This is a genomic window from Sphaerisporangium viridialbum, from assembly GCF_049674955.1.
Classification (GTDB): domain Bacteria; phylum Actinomycetota; class Actinomycetes; order Streptosporangiales; family Streptosporangiaceae; genus Sphaerisporangium; species Sphaerisporangium viridialbum.
This window is the reverse complement of record NZ_CP187232.1, coordinates 5,965,827-5,982,325: the sequence shown is the minus strand read 5'-3', so window position 1 is coordinate 5,982,325 and position 16,499 is coordinate 5,965,827. Positions and strand designations below refer to the sequence as shown.

General features: G+C 71.0%; 13 protein-coding genes and 1 pseudogene. 5 read left to right on the top strand and 9 right to left on the bottom strand.

Going from position 1 to position 16,499, the window contains the following annotated elements; genetic code table 11:
• The first annotated feature begins 122 nt into the window (after positions 1–122).
• A complete protein-coding gene (locus ACOZ38_RS26825; protein ID WP_424533926.1) occupies positions 123–1,850 on the top strand; it encodes a thiamine pyrophosphate-binding protein in 1,728 nt (575 codons plus the stop codon).
• The gene (locus tag ACOZ38_RS26820) at positions 1,847–2,803 is read left to right on the top strand and encodes a 3-oxoacyl-ACP synthase III family protein (protein ID WP_424533925.1); all 957 of its coding nucleotides are present in this window, start codon (positions 1,847–1,849) and stop codon (positions 2,801–2,803) included. Before ACOZ38_RS26825 ends, ACOZ38_RS26820 begins: the two co-directional genes overlap by 4 nt.
• A gap of 7 nt (positions 2,804–2,810) precedes the next feature.
• On the opposite strand, the gene ACOZ38_RS26815 is transcribed toward ACOZ38_RS26820, so the two are convergent.
• Together ACOZ38_RS26815 and ACOZ38_RS26810 are read right to left on the bottom strand one after the other, a co-directional pair.
• The gene (locus ACOZ38_RS26815) at positions 2,811–4,775 is read right to left on the bottom strand and encodes a glycoside hydrolase family 44 protein (protein ID WP_424533924.1); all 1,965 of its coding nucleotides are present in this window, start codon (positions 4,773–4,775) and stop codon (positions 2,811–2,813) included.
• Positions 4,776–4,888: 113 nt separating this feature from the next.
• Positions 4,889–6,172 carry a cysteine desulfurase-like protein gene (locus ACOZ38_RS26810; RefSeq protein ID WP_424533923.1) on the bottom strand — a complete coding sequence of 428 codons (1,284 nt, stop codon included), beginning with the start codon at positions 6,170–6,172 and terminating at the stop codon, positions 4,889–4,891.
• 375 nt (positions 6,173–6,547) lie between these two features.
• Here ACOZ38_RS26810 and ACOZ38_RS26805 point away from each other — a divergent pair, with 375 nt between their 5' ends.
• The gene (locus ACOZ38_RS26805; protein ID WP_424533922.1) at positions 6,548–7,459 is read left to right on the top strand and encodes an aminoglycoside phosphotransferase family protein; all 912 of its coding nucleotides are present in this window, start codon (positions 6,548–6,550) and stop codon (positions 7,457–7,459) included.
• 100 nt (positions 7,460–7,559) lie between these two features.
• Here ACOZ38_RS26805 and abc-f read toward each other — a convergent pair whose 3' ends face one another.
• Together abc-f and ACOZ38_RS26795 are read right to left on the bottom strand one after the other, a co-directional pair.
• Positions 7,560–9,194, bottom strand: coding sequence for a ribosomal protection-like ABC-F family protein (gene abc-f, locus ACOZ38_RS26800; RefSeq protein WP_424533921.1), 1,635 nt, complete (start codon positions 9,192–9,194; stop codon positions 7,560–7,562).
• 425 nt (positions 9,195–9,619) lie between these two features.
• Positions 9,620–10,141, bottom strand: a complete 522-nt coding sequence (locus ACOZ38_RS26795; protein ID WP_424533920.1) for a hypothetical protein — start codon at positions 10,139–10,141, stop codon at positions 9,620–9,622.
• A 1,478-nt stretch (positions 10,142–11,619) separates the two neighbouring features.
• On the opposite strand from ACOZ38_RS26795, the pseudogene ACOZ38_RS26790 reads away from it, so the two are divergent.
• A pseudogene (locus ACOZ38_RS26790) lies at positions 11,620–12,252 on the top strand (DUF222 domain-containing protein); the annotation flags it as partial.
• 82 nt (positions 12,253–12,334) lie between these two features.
• On the opposite strand, the gene ACOZ38_RS26785 reads toward ACOZ38_RS26790, so the two are convergent.
• The gene (locus ACOZ38_RS26785; protein WP_424537216.1) at positions 12,335–12,544 is read right to left on the bottom strand and encodes a hypothetical protein; all 210 of its coding nucleotides are present in this window, start codon (positions 12,542–12,544) and stop codon (positions 12,335–12,337) included.
• A 317-nt stretch (positions 12,545–12,861) separates the two neighbouring features.
• On the opposite strand from ACOZ38_RS26785, the gene ACOZ38_RS26780 reads away from it, so the two are divergent.
• A complete protein-coding gene (locus tag ACOZ38_RS26780; RefSeq protein WP_424537093.1) occupies positions 12,862–13,320 on the top strand; it encodes a DUF222 domain-containing protein in 459 nt (152 codons plus the stop codon).
• A gap of 40 nt (positions 13,321–13,360) precedes the next feature.
• Here the strand turns inward: ACOZ38_RS26780 and ACOZ38_RS26775 are convergent, their stop codons facing one another.
• The 4 genes from ACOZ38_RS26775 to ACOZ38_RS26760 form a co-directional block, all read right to left on the bottom strand.
• On the bottom strand, positions 13,361–13,885 hold the full coding sequence (locus ACOZ38_RS26775) for an Lrp/AsnC family transcriptional regulator (RefSeq protein WP_405150903.1): 525 nt from the start codon (positions 13,883–13,885) through the stop codon (positions 13,361–13,363).
• Positions 13,882–15,237, bottom strand: a complete 1,356-nt coding sequence (locus tag ACOZ38_RS26770; protein WP_424533919.1) for a transaminase — start codon at positions 15,235–15,237, stop codon at positions 13,882–13,884. Before ACOZ38_RS26770 ends, ACOZ38_RS26775 begins: the two co-directional genes overlap by 4 nt.
• A 151-nt stretch (positions 15,238–15,388) precedes the next feature.
• Positions 15,389–15,811 carry an MOSC domain-containing protein gene (locus tag ACOZ38_RS26765; RefSeq protein WP_424533918.1) on the bottom strand — a complete coding sequence of 141 codons (423 nt, stop codon included), beginning with the start codon at positions 15,809–15,811 and terminating at the stop codon, positions 15,389–15,391.
• On the bottom strand, positions 15,808–16,467 hold the full coding sequence (locus tag ACOZ38_RS26760; protein WP_424533917.1) for a TetR/AcrR family transcriptional regulator: 660 nt from the start codon (positions 16,465–16,467) through the stop codon (positions 15,808–15,810). The genes ACOZ38_RS26765 and ACOZ38_RS26760 overlap by 4 nt, the downstream gene beginning before the upstream one ends.
• Positions 16,468–16,499 lie beyond the last annotated feature (32 nt).

Genomic DNA, 16,499 nt, shown 5'->3' with positions numbered 1-16,499 from the left:
CAATCTCCGCTCTCAGGCTGATTCGCCGTCAGCCTGGCGGATGACGACCGGTGCCTCCCGTCGAACATGCAATTGCCCTGTCATCGAATGACACGCAGGTCCGTTCGGCAGGAGGCACGTTCGTGCGGAACACAAGAGCAGGGGCCGAGGGTGGGGCGACCGTGGCGGAGTTCCTTCTGGAACAGCTGGACGCCATGGGGGTCGACGCGGTTTTCGGCATTCCCGGGGGCAACATTTCCGCTTTCATCCAGGCTTTACGGAATCACCCGAGGATCAGGTTCGTCATCGCCTCCCATGAAGGCGGAGCGGCCTTCATGGCGGACGGATACGCGCGGGCGACGGGGAGGCTGGGCGTCTGCCTCGTGACCGCGGGGCCCGGCGCCCTCAACGCGCTCACCGGAGTCGCCTCCGCGCACCGCGACCAGGTCCCGCTGCTCGTGGTGGGCGGCCAGGTCGGGACCGACCGGTTCGGACTCGGGGCCATCCAGGACAGCAGCGACCTGGGCGTCGACACGGCCGCGATGTACTCGCACGTGACCGGACTCTCCACCGGCCTGAGCGACCCCGGCTCGTTCCCGCGCGTCCTCGCCCGGGCGATCAACATCGCCACCGGCCCGCGCCCCTGCGCCACGTACCTCGCCGTCCCCGCCGACCTCGCGCGGATGCCGGTCGGCGACGTGAAGGCCGCGCTCGCCCCGAGACGTCCTGCCATGGACCTCGACCCGGCGGTGGCGAAGCACGTGGTCCAGGCACTCTCGGAGGCGCGCCGTCCTCTGATCTTCCTCGGGAGCGGTGCGAGGGAGGCGCTGCGGTCCGGCCGCTCCTCGTTCCGGGAGCTCGTGCACACCCTGGGGGTTCCCGTCGCGACCAGCATGCGCGGGAAGGGCATCTTCCCCGAGAGCGACGACCTCTCGCTCGGCGTGCTCGGGATGGCGGGCGTCGAGCGGGCGACCAGCTACGCGGCGGCGGGCATCGACACCCTGCTGGTGATCGGCAGCGGTCTCGGGGAGTGGGCGACCAGAGGCTGGGACCGGGCCTTCACCGCCGCCTCGACGTACTTCCACGTCGACCTCGACCCCGCGGCGTTCGGCCGGTTCCTGAAGGGCGGCGACCACATCCTCGCCGACGCGGAGACGTTCCTGCGCGCCCTGTACCGGGAGCTGCCCGGCTCGGCCCCGGTGACGGTGCCCTCCATACCGCCGCCCCGGCGGGCGCCCGGGCCGGTCCCCACGGCCGGCGGGCCCGGCGTGTCGCCCGCGGCGGTGATGCTCGCCCTCAACGACCTGCTCACCGGCGAGGACGACCTCTACGTCGACATGGGCAACTGCACCGCGTGGGCCACGCACTACCTGGTGATAGACCCTCCTGCCCGCATCTTCTACCCGTGCGGCCTGTCCTCCATGGGCTGGTCGTGCGGCGCGGTCGTCGGCGGCCGGATCGGCGACCCGGCCCGTACGGCGGTGGCCCTGCTCGGCGACGGCTCGTTCCTGATGAACGGCAACGAGGTGCGGACCGCGGCGAAGAACCGGGTCGGCGCCGTCTTCGTCGTCCTCGACGACGGCTACCTCGGGATGGTGAACCACGGCGAGCACGCGCAGAGCCGCGGGGCCGTCCCGCTGGACGACGACTACTACGGCCTCGGGCCGGTCGACCTCGCGCGGTTCTCCCGCGCGCTCGGCGCGGACGCCTTCCCCGTCGAGGACGTCGAGGGGTTCCGCGCGGCGATGCGCGAGGCCAGGGCCGCCTCGGCCGCGCGGTCACGCCCGCAGGTCGTCGTCGTCAAAACCGACCACCGGGTGAGCCCTCCCTACGGCGAGAGGTTCGCCATGGTCGCGGGGGACGCGCGATGACACGGAAGCCCCATGCCGGCATCGGCGTCGCCGGGCTCGGATCGGCCCTGCCGGAGGCGGCTGTGGCGGCCGAGTCCACGGCGGCCGTGCCCTCGGCCGAGAGCGAGCTGTTCAGCGGGGCCCGCACGCGCCGGGTCCTCGCGCCGGGGGAGGCGATCGAGGACCTGACGGTGTCGGCATGCCGCAGGGCCCTGGAGAACGCGGGCGTGCCCGCAGGTGAGGTCGACGCCCTGTACGGGTACGTCACCGTCCCCGAGTTCGTCAGCCCCAACGGGCTGTTCCGCGTGCACCGCGACCTCGGTCTCGGACGCCACGCGCTCGTGGTGCCGCTCAACTGCGAGTTCGGCACCTTCGTCCTCGGGCTCGCCCTCGCCTGGGAGGCCGTGCGCGCCGGACGTCTCACCAGGGCGCTCGTGGCCGTGGGGTCGAACTGGAGCCGCCACGTGGACGGGCGGAACCCGCACGCGGGGACGATAGGCGACGGCGCGGGCGCGGCCGTCCTCGGCCCGTCCCCGCGCATGGTGCTCGCCGACTGGATCTCCGACACGCACAGCGCCGAGTACGGCGCGATGACCATGGCGAGCCGCCCGGAGCCCGGCGGCACCGCCCGGCCCACCTACCGGATCGAGCCCGGCCCGGGCGTGGACGCCTTCCGGTCCTCCGGGATGGACGGGCCGCCCGAGCTGATCGCGAGGCTCCTCGACCGCAACGGGATCGCCGCGGCGGACGTCACGGTGATCGGCCACCAGGCCTCCGACGTACTGATCGACCACTGGAAGGAGCGCCTTCATCCCGCCCGCTACCACGACACGCTGGCCCGCTACGGCAACCTCACCGTCGCGTCCGCCGCGGTGACCCTCGACACCGTGGCGGACCTCGTCGACACGCCGTACCTGGTCATGTTCGGCGTCGGCATCGGCTCCTACCAGATCGCACTGCTGATCAGGCGGTGAGGCGCGGCTAGTGGCGGGGCGTGGTGACCGAGACGGCGCGGGACTTCGGGCTGAGGTTGCCCGCGCCGTCCCGCGCCCGTACCCAGAACGTGTACCGCCTGCCGGGTGACAGCCCGTCGACGGTGAGCGTGGTGGCGGTGGTCGAGATCTCGGTGGTCCCCGCCGAGCTCTGCTGCCCGACCTCGTACCCCGTGACGGCGACGTTGTCGGTGGCGGGCGGCCAGGTCAGCGTGACGGAGTGCGGGCCCGGGTGGCCGGCGGTCAGGCCGGCGGGCGCGCGGGGCGGCACCGTGTCGGCGACGACCAGCTCGGTGATCGAGTTCGCCGGGTACGTGGCGGACACCACCGTCGCGGACGTGCCGTGCGACGACGCGGCGGGGGCGGGCCGCAGCGGCAGGTCCGTGTCGCGGACGATGGCGGTCAGGTCCGCGCCGCTGTAGCGGTAGACCTGGGCGGTGCCGCCCGGCGCCCTGCCGGTGACGGTGAGCGGGCTGGTCAGGTCGGAGCCGGTCTTGTTGACGACCATCAGCGTGAGCGCGCCGTCGCTTCGCCGCGTCGCGCCGTACACGGCGAGCCGGTACTGGTCGGTGCTGGTGGAGGCGACCGACGTGTCGCCGAACCGGCCCCCCTTGCCGTCGTAGTTCAGGTACATCCTGAAGGCGTACGCGCCGGGGTCGGCGGGCGCGGGCGGGCTCCACAGGGTGGCCAGGTCCGCGCCCTCACGCCCGAAGATGCCGAGGGCGTCCGCCTCGGCGAGCGCGCCGTTGAGCGACCCGATCGCGCCGAAGCTGTACTCCGTGAGGGCGACCTTGGTTCCCGGGTAGTTCCGGGCGACCATGTCCTTCATCCGGGGGATGAGGTACACCGGCTGGTTGATCCAGCTCTCGTCGGTGTAGGTGCGGTCCCACAGCGTGCGGGTCTGCCGCAGCCGCAGCGCCTGCGTGGCCGCGTCACCGGGGTCGCCGGAGAACACACCGCCGCCCTGCGGGTACCAGTGGTTGTCGTAGTAGTCCAGGATGCGCACGCCGTGGCTCTGCTCGTACGCCCTCATCTGCGCCAGGTACCACTCGCCGAACGGCACGCCGCCGTGCGCGGCCTGGTCCGGCGGGTTGCCCCAGCAGCCCTCGATGGCGCATCTCTGCTGGTCAGAGCCGGAAAGGGTCAGTGAGGACCAGCCCCAGCCGACCGGTCCCAGGGTGGCGGCGCCCGGGTCGGTCGCCTTGACCGCGGCGGCGACGCCGTAGGTGCTGTCGCGCATCTCGTCGTAGGTGGGCCCGGCGGGGTGGACGTCGCGATGGGTGGAGAACCAGATGTCCGGCTCGTTGTCCAGGTTGTAGAACCGCACGCCGCCGTGGGCCGCGTCGCCGTACCGCGCGCGGAGGTGGTCCAGCCAGCCGGTGACGTACTCGGGGCCGATCTCCACGCTCGTGTCGTGCGGGTCGTTCCCGGTGATCTGGCTGCCGTCGGGCCTGACGCCGTTGCCGCAGTCCGGGGCCCAGGGGTCGGTCGACTGCTGCGGCCCGTACTTCGCCACGCTGAACCCGCAGGCCTTCGCCCGCTCCTTGGGCGCCCAGCCGATCAGGGGCAGGGTCAGGATCGTGCCGGTGCCGGTGCGCACGTCCTGGTCGGTGAACCGGTCGGTCTCCGAGCCGTCAGGGAGCTCGCCGGGGTCGGGGTTGTCGCCCGGGATGTTCTCGAAGTACCAGTCGCTCGCCCGGTTCGTGGTGTCCGTCCGGTAGTCGTACCGGGTGGTGGCGTTGCCGCCCCACCGGCGTACCGGCAGGCGCAGCTCCTTCGCCAGCGCCTCGTCGGCGAAGTTCATCCCGTACACGTACGGGCTGATCGGGTGCGTCGGTGCTGTGAGGTCGACCGAAAGGCTCAGCTCGGCGGCTCGTGCGGTGCCGGTGGCTGCGCCGGTCGTGACCAGCAGGGCCGTGGCGAGCAGGGCGGCCCAGGTGCGGGTTCGTGGCATGGCGTGGCGCCTCCTTCGGGGCGATCGTGCTGCCCCGAAGGAGGCGTGGTCCAGGGCCGCGCCTCCGGACGGAGGGGGAAGCGCTGGTCAGCGGGTGCCGCGAGCTGAAAATTTCACCTGCTCACCCTGCTTCCCCCCGGCCACCCTGCTTCGCCTGGCCGCTCTGCTTCACCTGGCCACTCTGCTTCGCCTGCACACCCGGCCAGTTCGCGTACGCCCTTCAGCAGCCTGTCCACGTCGGACTCGTCGGTGTAGGGCGCCATCCCGGCGCGCACGGCCCCCGCGTCGCCGAGTCCCAGCCGGTGGCTGCACTCCAGCGCGTAGAAGTTGCCGGCCGGAGCGTTGACGCCGCGCGCCGCCAGGAACTCGTACACCTCGGCCGGCGGGACGCGGCCGACGGAGAACAGCGTGGTCGGGGTGCGCCTGCGCCGGGGCGAGCCGTGCAGGGTGACCCCGGCGATCTCGGCGAGCCCGGAGTCGAGGCGTTCGAGCATGAGCTCCTCGTGGCGCTCCAGCGCGGCCATCGACCCGGCCAGGCGTTCGCGCCGGGTTCCCTCGCCCGGTACGAGGCCGGCGAGGAAGCCGACCGCCGCCGTCGTCCCCGCGAGCACCTCGTACGGGAGCGTGCCCAGCTCGAACCGCTCCGGCACCACGTCGGTGGCGGGGAGCAGCTTGTCGGGGTGCACGGTTTCGAGCAGCCCCGGGTCGGCGGCGAGGACGCCCAGGTGCGGGCCGAGGAACTTGTACGGCGAGCAGGCGAAGAAGTCGGCGCCCAGTCGCCCGACGTCCACCAGGGTGTGCGGTGTGAGGTGGACGCCGTCGACGTACAGCAGCGCCCCGGCCGCGTGCACCGCCTCGGCGATCGCCGGGATGTCAGGCCGGGTGCCCAGCAGGTTCGACGCGGCGGTGACGGCCACGAGCCTGGTGCGTCCGGTGAGCAGGCCGGCGACCGCGGCGGTGTCCAGCTCGCCGGTCTCGGGGTCGAACTCGGCCCAGCGCACCGTGACCCCGCGCGACTCGGCGGCGTGCACCCAGGGCCGGATGTTCGCGTCGTGGTCGAGCCTGCTGACGACGACCTCGTCTCCGGGGTTCCACTGCTTCGCGAGGGCGCGCGCCATGTCATAGGTGAGCTGGGTCATGCTCCGGCCCAGCACGATGCCGGACGGCGTGCCGCCGAGCAGGTCGGCCATCGCCTGGCGCGCCTCGACCACGATCGCGTCGGCCCGGCGCTCGGCCGCGGTGCGTACGCCGCGGTTGGCGATCGCGGAGCGGAGGGTGCCCGCCACGGCGTCCGCCACCATGTCGGGGACCTGCGACCCGCCCGGCCCGTCGAAGTGCGCCGCGCCCTCGTCCAGCGCGGGGAACCGAGCCCGCACAGCCGCCACGTCGTAACCCACAGACCCTCCCAGACCCTGCCCGACCCACACCCGACGACACGACGATATGCCCCACCGGGCGAACGACTCCACAGCCCACCTGGCACGATCCGGGCATTCCACACGGCCACCCGGTCGGGTGGGGCGGTCCGGTACGGGCGCCGGGGTCAGCGTCGCAGGGACAGGACCAGGTCCCGGGTCCGCTCCCGGCGGTCCCAGGCGATCAGCGTGAACAGCCGATCAGGGTGAAGCTCTCGACCGCGTCCTTCTGGCCGGCGAACTTGGGCAGCCCGCTTCCGACGATCAGGAATATTGCGATGAGGATCTGAAGTACCCACATATCGACACCGGCCAAACCCTTTGCGCGGCGGTGGGAACGGCGGTCACACTCTCGGGGTGGTTGAAAGCCTGCGCCCGGACGGGCGTGCTGGAATCGACGCGTCGCTGGTGAGTCGACTGATCGCGGACCAGTTCCCGCAATGGAGCCACCTGCCCGTGACGCCGGTCGAGGTCGATGGATGGGACAACCGCACCTACCGCCTCGGTGAGGACATGACGGTGCGTCTCCCGACCGCCGCCGGCTACGCGCCGGCGGTGGACAAGGAACATCGATGGCTGCCGGTCCTCGCGCCGTCGTTACCGGTCGCCGTTCCCGCGCCCCTGGCGAAGGGGGCTCCAGGGGAGGGATATCCGTTCAACTGGTCGATCCGCGGGTGGCTGGAGGGCGAGACCGCCGCCCCTGACCGCATCGACGACCTGTCCGCTTTCGCGGCCTCCGTGGCCGGTTTCCTCCTCTCCCTTCAGCGCATAGACGCGATGGACGGGCCGAGGGCGGGTCCGCACAGCGCCTACCGGGGTGCGCCGCCGGCGCACTACGACGACGAGACGCGCCGCGCCCTCGCCGCGCTGGACGGCCGCATCGACACCGGCCGGGCATCGGCTGTCTGGGACGCCGCCCTCGAGACCGCCTGGTCCGGGCCGCCCGCGTGGTTCCACGGCGACATCGCGAGCGGCAACCTGCTGGTCAGGGAGGGAAGGCTGGCCGCCGTCATCGACTTCGGAACGTCGGGTGTCGGCGATCCCGCGTGCGACCTGGTGATCGCGTGGACGATGTTCTCCGGCGACAGCCGGGCGACGTTCCGCAGTGCCGTCGGTCAGGATCCCGCCACGTGGGCGCGGGCCCGAGGCTGGGCGTTGTGGAAGGCGCTGATCGTCCTGGCCAGGGAGATCGACGGGGACGAGGAGGAGGCCGCCACCCAGCGCCGTGTGATCGACGAACTCCTGACCCGTCACGAGGAGCTCGACTGAGGACGCGAGTCGGTTCTCGCGGTACATGAGCTCCGAAGCCTCCACCGGCCGGCCCCGTCTGCCGGCACCGTCCGCCTGCCCGGCCGGTAACCGGGCCGGTTCACGCACCAGGGGCGCTCGTTTCCAGCAGGCGTCCCTCCGACAGCCGCAGCCAGCGGTCGACACCGATCTCGGCGAGGAACCGCTCGTCGTGGCTGACCACCACGAACGCGCCCTCGTACGACTGCAGAGCGCCTTCCAGTTGGGCGACGCTGACCAGGTCGAGGTTGTTGGTCGGCTCGTCGAGCAGCAGGAGCCGCGGCGCCGGCTCGGCGTACAGGACGCAGGCCAGGGTGGCGCGCAGCCGCTCGCCGCCGGACAGCACCCCGGCCGGGAGGTGGATGCGCGAGCCCCGGAACAGGAAGCGGGCGAGCAGGTGCATTCGCTGCGCCTCCGGCATCCCGGGGGCGGACGCGGCGAGGTTCTCCGCCACGGTGCGGTCGAGGTCCAGCAGGTCGAGCCGCTGGGACAGGTAGGCGACCCGCCCGTCGGCCCGCCTGATCTCGCCACCCGAGGGTTCGAGGTCGCCGCTGACCACGCGGAGCAGGGTGGACTTGCCGGTGCCGTTGGGGCCGGTCAGAGCGATCCGCTCAGGCCCCCTGATCGCCAGGTCGGTGCCCTCCCCGGCGAACAGGGCCCGCTCGCCGTAGCGGACCTGCATCCGCTCGCCGAGAAAGACCGTGCGCCCGGCCGGGACGTTGGTCGCGGGCAGTTCCAGCGTGATCTTCTGCTCGTCGCGCAGGGCGCGGCCCGCCTCGTCCAGCCGTGCCTTCGCGTCGCCGAGCCGCGCCGCGTGCGTCTCGTTCGCCTTCCCCGCCGACTCCTGGGCGCGCCGCTTCAGCCCTCCGGCGACGATCTTCGGCAGGCCGGCGTCCTTGAGATTGCGGGCGGCGTTGCCGGCCCGGCGCGCGGCGCGCTCGCGGGCCTGCTGCATCTCCCGCTTCTCCCGCCTGACCTCCTGCTCGGCGTTGCGGACGTTCTTCTCGGCGACCTCCCGCGCGGCGCGCGCGGCCTCCTCGTACTCGGTGAAGTTCCCGCCGTACGAGCGGACCTCACCCCGGTCGAGCTCGGCGATGCGGTCCATGCGGTCGAGCAGTGCCCGGTCGTGGCTGACCAGCAGCAGACAGCCGTTCCAGTCCTCGAGCACGCCGTAGAGCTTGTGCCGCGCGTCGAGGTCGAGGTTGTTGGTCGGTTCGTCGAGCAGCAGCACGTCGGGCCGCTTCAGCAGCTGTGCCGCCAGACCGAGGGAGACGACCTGGCCGCCGCTGAGGGTGCGCAGACGCCGGGTGAGGGAGAGGTCTCCGAGACCGAGCCGGTCGAGCTGGGCACGGGTGCGCTCCTCGATGTCCCAGTCGTTGCCGATGGTGGTGAAGTGCTCCTCGCTCGCGTCTCCGGACTCGATGGCGTCCAGTGCCCTGATCACCGGGGCGATCCCCAGGACCTCGGCCACGGTCAGGTCGCCGGCCAGCGGCAACGTCTGGGGCAGGTAGCCCGCCACCCCCTGCGTGAGGACCGAGCCGGCGGACGGGCGGAGCTCCCCGGCGATCAGCCTGAGCAGCGTGCTCTTGCCGGCGCCGTTGGGCGCCACCAGGCCGGTGTGCCCGGCTGGGACGGTGAACGAGAGGTTCTCGAACACCGGGGTGTCGTCGGGCCAGGAAAAGGACAGGTCGGAGACCACGATGAGGGCGTCGGACATCGAATCGCTTCCGCGTTCGGCCGGTACGGCGAGGGCCGCCCGGCGAAATGGTCAGGGTACGAGGACATCGCCAACCGGCGGTCACGCGATGGGCGCGTCACCGATGGCCATGGGATCCGGGATCACCCGGAGATGTCGTCGTCGCCTGCCATGTCATGCTCCGTTCCTGCCACTACCGCCAGCCACCGTACCAGCTCATCGCCCCGCGTTCATTCTCCGATGTGCCGGGGGCCGCCACCCTCTATTCACGCTATGCACAGGAAGGTGAGCTGGAACCAGACGGCCCTTCGTGTGTGCCGTCGGGTTAGGTGCCCCAGCGTCCTGCCAGGCTCCGGGAGCAGGGCCGGCCCCCGCGCCCGCTCTCGTCTACGCCTCGGTGATAGGGGCACCGAATGAGCCCTCGTCTCCTTGCCACCTGTTGGTGCTCAGTCCGCACGAGTGGGGCTGCTTTCTGGACGGTGTCTCGAAGGGGGAGCTCCCCGCCTGATCCGGCGTATGGCTTTCAGTACCTCGCTTCGGTTGCGGGCGGACTTCAGCCAGGTTGGGAGGCGTTCCACCATGCTCATCGAGCCGGGGCGCGCGCCCCGCTCGCGATGCCGTGCGGTGACGTAGTCCTCCAGCAGGTCCAGGTGGCGGTGGCCGTACGCCCAGAGGAGGTTCCCTCCGCAGCGGGTCTGGAGCCACAGGGGGAGGCCGAAGTACGGGTCACGGGCGTCGGTGTGGCGGATGATCGTCTTTCCCGGCCATTCACGGGCCAGCAAGCAGGCGGAGCAGACCAGGCGCCGGGGCGCGAAGGCACCGAGGTACGACGGTTCGGCGGTCTGGGTGTCGTACCTGGGATGGACGGTCACCACGGCGCAGCCCTGGCAGTCCGGGCACCGGACGAGGATCTCCTCGTCCAGGAAGCTCATCCAGGTGCCACGCGGATCACGGAAGCGCTCGTTCACTGATCCAGGTTATGGGCGGCTCTGATGATGAAGCCGCCTGATCCGATCCGCCCGGATAATGGCGTCGGCGCGCAAGAGCACGTGGTTCTTCACGTGGGGCCGGGGCGAGGGCCAGTGGGTGCGAGCGCCTGCAGGTGACACGGGGGACCGCATCTGGAGACAGCCCACTGGGGTCGGCGACCCTACTGAACCCGGTCGACCTACTGGGCAGGGAGGCGGCGCGAGCGGACGTACGTACGTACGGGGACTGCTGGCACGGCGGATTATCTGGTTCGGGACGGGCGACCTCACCGAGGCCGGTCTCCCGTATCGGTGAGTCATCTCTAGTGAGCTCACCAGAGATGACCTTCGAGCCAAGCGCACTCTGCACATGATTCCTAGATTGGTGCGCAAAACAGGAATGATAAATACTTTCGCCCGCAACGAAGCATACCGGGGATTCGGCCAGGGCCCCGGCGACCGTCTACCCAGTAACGCGATGGGAGATAGGGCAAGGGTGCGGTGGCTGTCGTAACCGTGGCGGCGTATCCGGTCTGCCATGGTGCTCCGATTGTCAGATCGTGGAATGCGTTCATGGCGCGGGATCTGTACGGAACAGGTTGATTGTCGTGCCTGGTGTCGGCGAGGTCGCGAACATGAATAGGTGCCGTTCCCGATTACTCGGTGACGAGGCGGACATGGACGGCGACTTGTTCGGGTCAGGCGATTTCGGCAGGCGACCGGCGTTGCCGTAGGCCATGTCTTCGCTGGTAGATCTGCTGCCGAGGGGGTCCAGGTGGCGCGGTGTCCGGAAGCTGTGGAGGGCGGTGCCGTGCGCGGTTGTGACGCCGGGTGGTTGCCTTGTTCACTGCGGTCATGGCCCTGGTCGGCCGGAGGCGACCCAGCCAGATGCCACCAATTGGTGCAATTGTTTCTTTCGTAGAGATCGCGGATTTTTGTCTCATCTCGTGCATTTAATCGTTGGCGGGAATCGGGTTGCGAGTGGTTCTGGAGTGTGAAAACATTCGTACAGGCTTTCGAATTAATGAGGGGTGATCGGGGTGGCGGATTTCTCCAGGCTCAGCCGATCGCACCCGCACCCGCACTCGGGCTCGGGCTCGGGGGGTGGGGGTGTGCTTGGCCCTGGGTGGTGGGCGGAGGTGGTGGCGCGCGCCTCGCGCTGGTCGTGCGATGGTTCCGCCGCGCAGCACGTCGACTCGCTGAGCGACCCGGACCACCGGGCCCCGGATGACCTGAGCGCGGACGACCAGGACCCGGACGACCTGAGCTCGCTTCACCAAGGCTTGGATCACCGGGGCCTGGGTGATCGGGGCTGGCGTGGTGCCGGTGCGGGGGCCGAAGGTGGTGAAGGCGGCTCTACCCGTACCGGTGGCCAGCGGGATGTGGGTGACCGGGCGGATGGGCGGGGCGGTGGTCGGGCCTCGTGGGTGTTGGTGGGGCGGGTGCGGGAGGCCGCTGTGGCGTTGGCGGGCGCGCCGATGCCGGAGTCGGCGGCGGTCTGCGCTGCTGAGGTGGAGGATCTGGTGTTCGCGCGGGATCGGCTGGTCTCGGCGATCGCGGCGAGGGTTGGCCGGGTGCATGCGGTGGGTGAGGCCAGGAGTCTGGGGCATGCATCGACCAAGACGTGGCTGCGGTCGGGGTGTGGGATGAGCATGCCCGCGGCGGGGCACCTGGTGGGGTTGGCGGTGGGGTTGGCGCGGTTGCCGGTGGTGCGAGCCCGGTTCGAGTCGGGAACGTTGGCCGAGGGGATGGTGTCGGCGATTTGTGCGGCCACCGCGCATCTGACCGATGAGCAGGCGGGGTTGGTCGAGCCGATCTTGGTCGGGTTGGCTGAGGCGGCGTCCCCGGTGGAGGTCGCCAAGGCGGGTCGTTACCTGCGTGAGGTGCTCATCCCCGATGGAACCGCCGGCGAGGCAGAGGCGGACTACGCGGCGCGGTTTTTGCTGGTGCGTCCGAGCGCGAGTGGTGGGGTTGAGGGGGAGTTCCGGTTGCCGCGTGAGGCCGGTGCCCGGTTGAAGACCCTTTTGGATGCCTACGCCAGGCCGCGGGCGGAGGGTGATGATCGCCCGTTGCGGGTGCGGAACGCTGATGCGTTCATCGCATTTCTCGATCAGAAGATCACCACCGAATTGCTGGTGCTGGTCAACGCCGGATCCCTGCCCGACGATCACCCCGGTGCCGCGTCCACCGGCCTCAACGCCCCCGCAGCCAGCGGCAACCGGCCCACCGAAACCAAACCACCCGGATCACCCGGATCACCCGGATCACCCGGATCACCCGGATCACCCGGATCACCCGGATCACCCGGATCACCCGGATCACCCGGATCACCCGGATCACCCGGATCAGCCGGATCAGCCGGGTCAGCCGGGTCAGCCGGGTCAGCCGGATCACCGGGATCACCGGGATCACCGGGATCACCGGGATCACCAGGATCACCGGGATCAGCCGGGTCAGCCGGGTCAGCCGGGTCGGCCGAACCCGCCAGGCGTGCCGGATCTGTCGAACCCGCTGAACCCGTTGAGCACGCTGGACGTGGCGGGTCTGCGGAGCCTGCTAAGCGTGCTGGACGTGCTGGAGGTCACGGGTTAACGGAACCCGCTGAGTGTGCTGGAGGTGTCGGGTCCTTGGAATCTGCTGGGTGTGGCGGGTCTGGGGAACGTGGTGGGTGTGCAGAGCCTGAAGGACCTGCTCCCGAGGTTGCCGGGGCGGCTGATGAGGTGTGCGGAAGGTGTGGGCAGCGGGCCGATCGCGGGCTTCCCGCCATGCTGCCGGCCACGGGGCAGTTGCTGCCGGTGGGTGACATCCACCGGATGGCCCGTACGTCCACCCTGGTACGGATCGTGATGGACGCCGACGGGCAGGTGCTGGACATGGGTCGCAAAGTACGCCTGGCCACTCCCGCGCAGCGGCGGGCGGTGATCGCCCGGTATGCGACCTGCTGGGTGGACGGGTGTCCGCTGCCGGCCACCATGTGCCAGATCGACCATGCCGATGGCTGGGCGGACGGCGGGCCGACCGACCTGGCCAACCTCGGACCGGCCTGCCAGTTCCACAACCGCGACCGCTACCGCCACCCCGACCGTTACCAACGCCACCGCACCGGAAAGGACCGCTGGACCTACACCTACGTCGGACGCCACCCCAGCCGGCAGCCCCGCCCGCACCCCCGCACATGAAGCCCCAGGAGAACCTCGTGCATTACGCGCGTTAGGCGGCTCAGGTGCCGGGCCAGGCGAAGCGGTGGGTGTGGATGCCGAAGTAGGTGAAGGACTCGGCGCGGGTGACGCCGGGGACGCGCCTGATGTGGTCGTTGAGGATGGCGAGCAGCTCGGCGGGCTCCTTGCACACGACCTCGACGAACAGGTCGAACGCGCCCGAGGTGAGCACGACGTAGATCACGCCGGGCAGCTCGCTGATGCGGTCGGCGACGGTGTGCACGTCGCTGTCGACGCGCACGCCGATCAGCGCCATGACGGGCAGGCCGAGCGCCATCGGGTCGGTGACCCCGACGATCTGGACGACGTTCTCGTCCCGCAGCCGCTGCACCCGCTGCCGTACGGCGGGGGCCGAGAGCCCGGTGACCTCGGCCAGCGCGGCGTAGGAGATCCGGCCGTCCCGCTGCAGCTCGTGCAGCAGGATCCGGTCGATCTCGTCGAGGCTCACCGGCCCGGCGTCCGGCCGTTCGCGCCCGAGGCCCCCGGGTGCGATGTGCCTTCCGTGGCCGTCGGCCGCTCGGCTCATCCGGCCAGCTCGGCGACGGCCGCCGCGAAGACCTCGTGGTGGCGGTCCACGTCGGCCTCGGTGGTGGCCGGGCACATCAGCGCCATGTTGTGGAACGGGGTGAGCAGCACGCCGCGGTTGGCCAGGTAGACGTGCAGGTAGTCGTCCAGGTCGGGGTCGCCTGCGGCGTTGGACTCCCCGCCGTCGCGTGGCGCCGGGTTGGTGAAACGGTACTCCGCCCGCGCCCCGAGCTGGGTGACCGACCAGGGCAGCCCGTGCTCGTCGATGACCGCCTGGACGCCCTTGGTGAAGCGGGTCGCCAGCTCGGTCATGCCGGTGAACGCGTCGTCGGTCAGCACGTGTTCGAGCGTGGCGCGCATGGCCGCGACGGAGAGCGCGTTGCCGGCGAGCGTGCCGCCGACGCCGCCCATGTCCACCAGGTCGAGACCGCTCATCGCCTCAAGGCGCGCCGCCACCTCGGCGGACAGGCCGTACCCGCCGCTCGGGATGCCGCCGCCGATGGCCTTGCCGATCGTGACGATGTCGGGTTCGAGGCCCCATGCCTGAGTGCAGCCGCCCGGGCCCGCGGAGAACGTGTGCGTCTCGTCGTTGATGAGCAGCGTGCCGTACCGCCGGGTCAGCTCGCGCACCCCGTCGAGGTAGCCGGGCTCGGGCAGGACGATGCCGATGTTGGTGAGGGCCGGCTCCATCAGGACGGCGGCGACGTCGCCGTGCGCCAGCTCGCGCTCCAGGGACGGCAGGTCGTTGAACTCCACGACCCGGGAGGTGACGGTGGGGTCGACGGGGGCGCCGACGTTGCCCTCGCGGGACACCTGCTCGCCGTCCGGGCCGACCACGAGGAGCACCTCGTCCACGCTGCCGTGGTAGCAGTAGCTGTTGACCAGGATCTTCGGACGCCCGGTCAGCGCCCGCGCCAGGCGGATGGCCCAGCGGTTGGCGTCGGTGGCGGTGAGCGAGAAGCTCCACAACGGCACGCCGAAGCGCCGGGCCAGCTCGGTCCCGACCCAGGACGCGTCCTCGGTGGGCATCATCACGGTCGCGCCGCCCCGCACGGCGAAGCGCTCGGCGACCGCGTCGGCGGTGGCCTGCGGTGAGTGCCCCGCCATGGCGCCGGTGTCGCCCAGGCAGAGGTCGACGTACTCGTGGCCGTCCACGTCGGTGACCCGGGCGCCCCGGGCCTCGGCCAAGTAGAGGGGGAACCCGGCGGCGGTCTTGTTCATCCACGTCATCGGCACGCCGCCGAACAGGTGAGCTCGTGCCTGCTCGTACGCGGCGGCCGAGCGGGGGTTGCGGTCACGGAACGCGCGGCGCTCGCGGTCGAGCAGGCCGGCCAGATGAGTACGGTCGATCATCGCCACTACCTCAGAAAGCATTGCGTACTTCCGTCCATATGACGGAATCTAACGCCAAAGTACACCAAAACCTCAGATCCATGGATAGATGAGCCTCGCGACCTTCGATCCATCGCCCGCCGAGATCGGAGCCGACCGCCGTGACGGGGCGTCAGGTCGCGTCTAGTTCCAGCTCGTCGCCCACGCGGACGCGGCCGGGCCGGATCACGTCCGCGTAGACGCCGAAGTTGACGCCTCGGCCGAACACGCTCTCGCCGAGACCCCGGTAATCCTTGATCAGTCGCAGCACCCTGAGGTCCGCCGCTCCGCCCGAGGGATTGCGTGTGACGGTCCGGCAGCGTTTCGCCGGTCCCTCGACGCGCACCAGCGCCTCACCGACGCCCAGCGAGCAACCCTCCCACGTGTCCTCCGTGTGCGGCGCGCCGCCGGAGAACCCGATGAGCATACGGAACCGCCGGGGGTCGACGTCCACACCCGCCCGCCGGGCCGGCTCGGCGACCGACTCGTCACCCAGCAGCGTCGCTGAGGACCGGAAACCGAGCGCTGGACAACGACCAGGCCGGAGGGCCGTCATCTCGCCAGGGCGCTCAGGGTGTGACGTAAGCCCTCGATCATCGCTCGCAGGCCGACCTCGAAGGAGAGGTCGGCGGGTGGGCGCCCGAGTGAGGCGGCGGTGGTGTCGCGGGCCCGTACGGTCGCCGCGAACGCGGGCACCTCCGCCGCGAGCGGGCCCGAGTCGAACATGTCGGGCGGGGCGACCACGTCGAGGGCGGACCCGAGGATGAACGACTCGACCGCGACCATGACCGGGATGACCGTCTCGCGCGGCCAGCCGCCACGCTCCAGCCCGGTCACGACCTGCTCGTACATGCGCAGCGTCCGCAGCGCGCCGAAGACCGGCAGCGTCGCCAGCAGCGAGATGGCGGGCGGGTGGGCGGCGAAGGCCGCACGATAGCCGTGGGCCCACAGCGTCATGGCCTCGTCCCACGGCAGCTCGGCGAACATCGAGGCGTCGATCGAGTCGGAGACGAGCTCGCGGACCGCCGCCAGGATGTCGTCCCTGCCGGCGACGTGGTTGTAGAGCGAGGAAGGCCGGACGCCGAGCCGCTGGGCCAGCGCGGAGAGGGAGAACCCCTCGGCCCCGGCGTCGTCGATGAGCCCGAGTGCGGCGCGTGCGATGGCCTCCCTGCTCAGCACCGGCGTGGCGGGCCGGCCCACGCGCCTCTTCACTTTGCTTCCCCACCTCTTCCGCTTTGCCTCTG